The sequence below is a fragment of the Caproiciproducens sp. MSJ-32 genome (assembly GCF_018918055.1).
GTDB lineage: Bacteria > Bacillota > Clostridia > Clostridiales > Clostridiaceae > Clostridium.
In genome coordinates, this window is the sequence record NZ_JAHLPS010000073.1 from 87,441 (window position 1) to 93,513 (window position 6,073).

The 6,073-nt window shown below is 29.6% G+C and carries 7 protein-coding genes; all 7 read left to right on the plus strand.

Translation table 11 applies throughout. The features are described from left to right. Positions 1–2 precede the first annotated feature (2 nt). The 7 genes from KQI16_RS08915 (at position 3) to KQI16_RS08945 (ending at position 6,033) form a co-directional block, all read left to right on the plus strand. Entirely contained in the window at positions 3–749 is a 747-nt protein-coding gene (locus KQI16_RS08915; protein WP_132025835.1) for a 16S rRNA (uracil(1498)-N(3))-methyltransferase, read from the plus strand. Continuing rightward, positions 746–2,053, plus strand: a complete 1,308-nt coding sequence (mtaB, locus tag KQI16_RS08920) for a tRNA (N(6)-L-threonylcarbamoyladenosine(37)-C(2))-methylthiotransferase MtaB (protein WP_132025837.1) — start codon at positions 746–748, stop codon at positions 2,051–2,053. The genes KQI16_RS08915 and mtaB overlap by 4 nt, the downstream gene beginning before the upstream one ends. A gap of 77 nt (positions 2,054–2,130) precedes the next feature. Then, positions 2,131–2,475: a histidine triad nucleotide-binding protein gene (locus tag KQI16_RS08925; protein ID WP_132025839.1), complete on the plus strand. Its 345-nt coding sequence runs from the start codon at positions 2,131–2,133 to the stop codon at positions 2,473–2,475. Positions 2,476–2,585: 110 nt separating this feature from the next. Beyond that, a complete protein-coding gene (rpsU, locus tag KQI16_RS08930) occupies positions 2,586–2,765 on the plus strand; it encodes a 30S ribosomal protein S21 (RefSeq protein ID WP_132025841.1) in 180 nt (59 codons plus the stop codon). 25 nt (positions 2,766–2,790) lie between these two features. Next, positions 2,791–3,234 carry a GatB/YqeY domain-containing protein gene (locus KQI16_RS08935; RefSeq protein ID WP_132025843.1) on the plus strand — a complete coding sequence of 148 codons (444 nt, stop codon included), beginning with the start codon at positions 2,791–2,793 and terminating at the stop codon, positions 3,232–3,234. A 109-nt stretch (positions 3,235–3,343) separates the two neighbouring features. Beyond that, a complete protein-coding gene (locus tag KQI16_RS08940; protein ID WP_216433681.1) occupies positions 3,344–4,654 on the plus strand; it encodes an NfeD family protein in 1,311 nt (436 codons plus the stop codon). Between the two features lie 92 nt (positions 4,655–4,746). Beyond that, positions 4,747–6,033 (plus strand): IS110 family transposase, encoded by a 1,287-nt coding sequence (locus KQI16_RS08945; RefSeq protein WP_191864955.1) that lies wholly within the window; start codon positions 4,747–4,749, stop codon positions 6,031–6,033. Positions 6,034–6,073 lie beyond the last annotated feature (40 nt).

The following is a 6,073-nucleotide window of genomic DNA, read 5'->3' on the forward strand; positions in this document are numbered from 1 at the left end:
ATGTGCATAGATTTTTTGTTGATAAAGAGCAGATTCAAGGAGATACAATTGAAATTGTTGGGAAGGATACAAACCATATTAAAGATGTTTTGAGATTAAAAAAGGATGATATTATAGAGATATCTTCTGGAGGAAGAGTTTATATATGTAAAATAATAAAATTTGATAACAAAAAAGTAATTACAAAAATAATTAAAAGTTTTCAAGGCAAGCATGAATCCCCTATTCATATTGCATTATATCAAGGTATAGCTAAAGGAGATAAAATGGATTATTTAATCCAGAAGGTAACTGAAATTGGAGTAAAAGAAATTTACCCCATAATTACAAATAGGACTATAGTTAAAATAAAAAATAAAAAAAAAGAACAATCAAAATTAGATAGATGGAGAGCCATAGCAGAGGAGGCTGCAAAACAAAGTAAAAGAGATTTTATACCTAAAGTTCAAAATATAATGAGTTTTAAGGAAATGTTAGATAAATTAGAAGGTGAAAAAAATATAATAGTGCCATATGAGATGGAAAAAAGTATATCTTTTAAGGATATTTTAAATAATATAGAAGGAGAAAAGATAAATTTAATAATTGGACCAGAAGGCGGATTTGAGAGAGAAGAAATACAGCTTTTAAAATCTGTTGGTGGACAAAGTATAACTCTAGGATCTAGAATTCTTAGAACTGAAACAGCAGGTTTAGTAGCATCAACTATTATATTATATGAGCTTGGTGATTTAGGAGTGATGAAATGAATAGAGTTGCTTTTTATACCTTAGGTTGTAAAGTTAATCAATATGAAACAGAAGCAATGCAAGAATTATTTGAAAAAAGAGGATATCAAATAGTAGAGTGTGATGAATTTGCAGATATATATGTTATAAATACATGTACAGTAACTAATTTAGGAGATAGAAAATCTAGACAGTTTATACGTAGGGCAAAAAAACTTAATAGAGATTCAATAGTTGCAGTAGTGGGTTGTTATTCTCAAGTAGCTCCCGATGAAGTGAAAAAAATGAAAGAAGTAGATGTAATTTTGGGGACAACTCATAGGGATAAGATAGTGGATTTATGTGAAAAAGCGATTTTGGAAGATAAAAAGATAAATATGGTAAAAGATGTAAATGAGCATAAAGAATTTGAAAATTTAAATATAGCAGATGTAAAATCTAAAACTCGAGCCTATATAAAAATTCAAGATGGATGTAATCAATTTTGTAGTTATTGTATTATTCCTTATGCTCGAGGTCCTATAAGGAGTAGAAATTTACAATCCATAATAGATGAGGCTCAAAGATTATCAGAAGCTGGTTTTAAAGAAGTTATATTGACAGGAATTCATGTAGCTTCCTATGGCAAAGATTTAAATTCAATTTCTTTGGTGGATGTAATTGAGGAAGTGGCGAAAGTAGATGGTATAGAAAGGATACGTTTAAGTTCTATAGAACCTACCTTAATAGATGATCAGTTCATGCGAAGAGTTATAAAAACTAATAAATTGTGTGATCATTTTCATTTATCACTACAAAGTGGTTCTGATGAAGTATTAAATAGGATGAATAGGAAGTATACAACTCAGCAGTATAAAGAAATAGTAAAATTGATAAGAGAATATATGCCCAATGTAGGAATAACAACGGATATAATTGTAGGTTTTCCAGGTGAGACTGACAGAGAATTTCAACAGACCTATGATTTTGTGAAGGAAATAGGTTTTTCAAGAATTCATGTTTTTAAATATTCCCCTCGAAAAGGTACTCCAGCAAGTAAATTTAAAAAACAAATTCATGGAGAAATAAAACAACAACGTTCAGACATGCTTATAGCTTTAGGAGATAAGTTAATGAAAGATTTTAATAAAAAATTTTTAGGTCATACCTTAGAGGTGCTATTTGAAGAAAATAGTAAAGATAATGCTGATTATATGGAAGGATATACTACTAATTATATAAGGGTTAAAGCCAAAGCAGATGATTCAATTAAAGGAAAAATACTTCCCGTAAAAATTATTTGTGAAAAAGATGATATTTTGATAGGAAAAATAGAGGAATTATAAAACTTGTATCGAATATATTAGATATAGGAATTGTGACCTAGTATACAGGAATGGATGAAAATAGAGGGGGTGAAAAGGTGACAGATTGTGTATTTTGCAGTATTATTGATAAAGAAATACCAAGTGAAATTATATATGAAGATGATAAGGTTATTGCCTTCAAGGATGCAAACCCTCAAGCTCCAATTCATTTTTTGGTAATACCTAGGGAGCATATTGAATCTTTAAATAGTATAGATGAAGAAAATTTAGAATTGATAGGTCACATATTCTATGTTATAAAAAAACTTGTAAAACAAATGGGTTTTCATGAAGAAGGCTATAGGATAGTAAATAATTGTGGAGAATTTGGAGGGCAGACTGTCTCTCACATTCACTTCCATGTATTGGGTGGGCGTAAATTTTCTTGGCCTCCAGGCTAATTACAAGTTGCAGAAACTATATAATCAATGTATAATAGTTTAGTATTGCATTTTGCTTATTATAGGTAATATGAGGTACTTTTTGCATTAGAGAGGGGAGGGAGAAGTAATTGACTGAAATAAAAGTTAGAGAAAACGAATCTCTTGATGATGCACTAAGAAGATTCAAAAAGCAATGTGCTCGTTCAGGTGTTCTTTATGAATATAGAAAAAGAGAACATTATGAAAAGCCAAGTGTAAAACGTAAAAAGAAAGCAGAAGCAGCTAGAAGAAAGAAAAATAAATATTAATTATTTTTAATAAGAAGGTGGATTTATGTCCCTTAAAAAGAAACTTATGGAAGATTTTAAGATTTCCATGAAAAATAAAGAAACAATTAGGAAAAATACTATAACTATGGTCAGGGCAGCTATTAAACAAAAGGAAGTAGATGAAAGGAAACAATTAGGAGATGAAGAAATAATAGATATAATCTCTAAACAACTAAAAGAGAAAAAGAATGCTATTGAAGATTTTAAAAGAGGAGAACGGCAAGATTTAGTAGAATTAACTCAAAAGGAAATGGATATTTTACTAGAATACTTACCTGAACAGCTAACAGAGGAAAAAATTGAAGAAATTGTAGTAAAAACTATAGATGAAATAGGTGCTGAGACCATGAAAGATATGGGATTAGTTATGAAATCTGTAATGCCAAAAGTGAAAGGCAGAGCTGATGGTAATACAGTTAGTGAGATTGTTAAGAAGCATTTAAAATAAAACCTGGGTTTTACCCCAGGTTTTATTTATATAAAACGAATAAATTAAATTTATAATATTTTTATTGTTTAAAAGTTGGGGTAGGAATATAATATAATAGGAGGTGGATATGTTGAAATGGAAGAAAACGCTGATTTTATTTATTTTTATCTTTTTATTATTAAATAATGTTGTTTCATCGGAGAATATAGGGGATGTATATGTAATTCCTATCAAAGGAGAGATTAATCGTGCCACATATAATTATTTAAAAACAACTTTAAATGATGTGTTGAAAAAAGATCCCAAAGCAATAATTTTTGAAATTGATACTTATGGTGGATTAATAGATGAAGCTGAAAAAATAAAAAATTTAATAATTGAGTTAGATATACCTACCATATCTTTTGTAAATAATAAAGCTGTATCAGCAGGAGTACTTATCACTATCTCCTCAGAGAAAGTTGTTATGTCCCACAGTTCAACTATTGGTTCAGCAGAGACTATTCCTAATAATGAAAAGGTATTATCCATGTGGAAAGGTTTTTTAAGAGATGTAGCCCAATTAAGGGGTAGAGATCCTAAAGTGATAGAAGCGATGGCAGATACTGATGTATATATTGAAGGAGTTTCGGAAAAAGGAAAATTATTAAATTTAACTAGTAAAGAAGCATTAAAACTAGGTGTTTGTGATTTAATTTCTAATAATTATGATGAGATGCTTCAATTTTTTAATATATCCTATGGGGATATAATTAAATTGGAGGAAAGTAAAGAATTAAAGGTATCTAAGATATTATCTAATCCTTATATGAATACTTTATTGTTGACTATAGGGTTTGTAGGCATGGTTATAGAGATTTTTACTCCTGGTTTTGGAATTGGAGGAACTATAAGCATATTAGGATTTGGATTATTTTTTGCTGGTAATATAATTGCTGGGTACTCTCATTGGACTTCTTTGGCAATATTTGTTGTTGGATTAATACTATTAGTAGTAGAAGCTATAGTACCAGGATTTGGATTACCTGGGATATCTGGTATAATACTAGTCATAGTAGGAATTATATTATCTATGGATACTTTGGTTTCAGCTTTAATACCTTTAAGTATAGCAATTATACTGACTACAATAATAACTATATTATTGGTTAAATTGGGACATAAAAGTCCTCATTTGGAAAAGATAGTGCTTACAACTCGTCAAGAGAATGAAGAAGGTTATTTAAGTGCTTATTCTAAAGATGAATACCTAGGCAAAGAAGGTATCACTGTATCAGAACTTCGCCCTTCTGGGATAATAGAAATAGATGGTAAAAGAATAGATGCTTTATCTGATGAAGGTTTTATACCTAAGAATACACCAGTAAAAATAGTAAGGGTGGAAGGACCAAAAATATTTGTAAGGAGCATTCCTGTAATAAATAAAAATCACATTTGAATAAAAAAATACCACCTGTTAAAATATAAGGTGTCAGGGAATTCCTGCAGGAAAAACTGACCCTTAAATTAAATAACAGGAGGTATTCTAAAATGAATTATACACAAAATGAAAAGATTAAGCAAATAGATATTGATACTTTAATTATTGGAGTTGATATAGCTAAACATACTCATGTTGCTAGAGCACAGGACTACAGAGGTGTAGAGCTTGGTAAAGCTCTTACATTTAATAATTCAATTGAAGGTTTTAAAAAATTAGTTAATTGGGCTAAAGATATTTGTATAGAGAATGAAAAAAACAAAGTAGTTGTAGGCATGGAACCAACAGGACATTATTGGTTTAACATAGGACATTTTCTAAGTGGAGAAAATATTAAACTAGTTCTAGTAAATCCGATGCATGTTAAAAAGACTAAAGAACTAGATGACAATTCACCTACGAAAAATGACTTAAAAGATGCTAAAGTAATAGCTCAACTAGTAAAGGATGGAAGATACTCAGAACCTGTCATTCCTGAAGGTATATATGCAGAATTAAGAGTAGCAATGGATGAAAGAGATGATATTAATAGAGAATTAGGTTCAATAAAAAATAAAATCCATCGATGGATAGATAAGTATTTCCCTGAATTTCCAACTGTTTTCAAAAATATAGAAGGAAAAGCTTCTTTAATAACACTTAGAGAATTCCCATTTCCTAAGGATATATTGAAGCTAGGGGAACAGGAAATAATAAATGTTTGGAAAAAAGACATTAAGAGAGCCGTAGGCCCAAAAAGAGCAAAGAAACTTTTAAAAGCAGCTAGAACGTCTGTTGGTATTCAAACTGGTATGCATATGGCCAAAAAACAGCTTATGAATTTGCTAGATAGATATGAAATGCTTACTAATCAAATGGAAGAATTGATGATATCTATTGAAGAAATATTATTTCAAATACCAGGAGCTCAAGAGATGCTTTCAATACCAGGTGTTGGTGTAACAACTGTAGCCGGATTTTTATCTGAAACAGGAGATTTGAATAATTATTCTCATCCCAATCAGATTCGAAAACTTGCAGGATTAAACTTGAAAGAAAATAGTTCTGGTAAGCATAAAGGAAAAACTACGATATCTAAAAGAGGAAGGCATAAATTAAGGGCTATTCTTTTTAAGGCAGTTATGCCAATGGTAAGTAAAAACAATGAGTTTAATGAACTCCATAGATATTATACAACACGAAATAATAATCCACTAAAAAAGAAACAATCATTAATAGCATTATGTAATAAATTGATTAGAATTTTATTTGCAATAGGTAAAAAGAAAACAATGTATAATTCAGAAAAATTATTAGGTGATATGAACTTTGAATTTTTAAATAAAAAAGTAGCTTAAAATAAAGGTGATATTATAGAGAACTGCAATATCTTAAGCT

Coding starts and splice junctions, on each gene's coding strand:
- mtaB (WP_132025837.1), top strand. CDS start 746: ATGAATAGAGTTGCTTTTTATACCTTAGGTTGTAAAGTTAATCAATAT.
- KQI16_RS08940 (WP_216433681.1), top strand. CDS start 3,344: ATGTTGAAATGGAAGAAAACGCTGATTTTATTTATTTTTATCTTTTTA.
- KQI16_RS08935 (WP_132025843.1), top strand. CDS start 2,791: ATGTCCCTTAAAAAGAAACTTATGGAAGATTTTAAGATTTCCATGAAA.
- KQI16_RS08945 (WP_191864955.1), top strand. CDS start 4,747: ATGAATTATACACAAAATGAAAAGATTAAGCAAATAGATATTGATACT.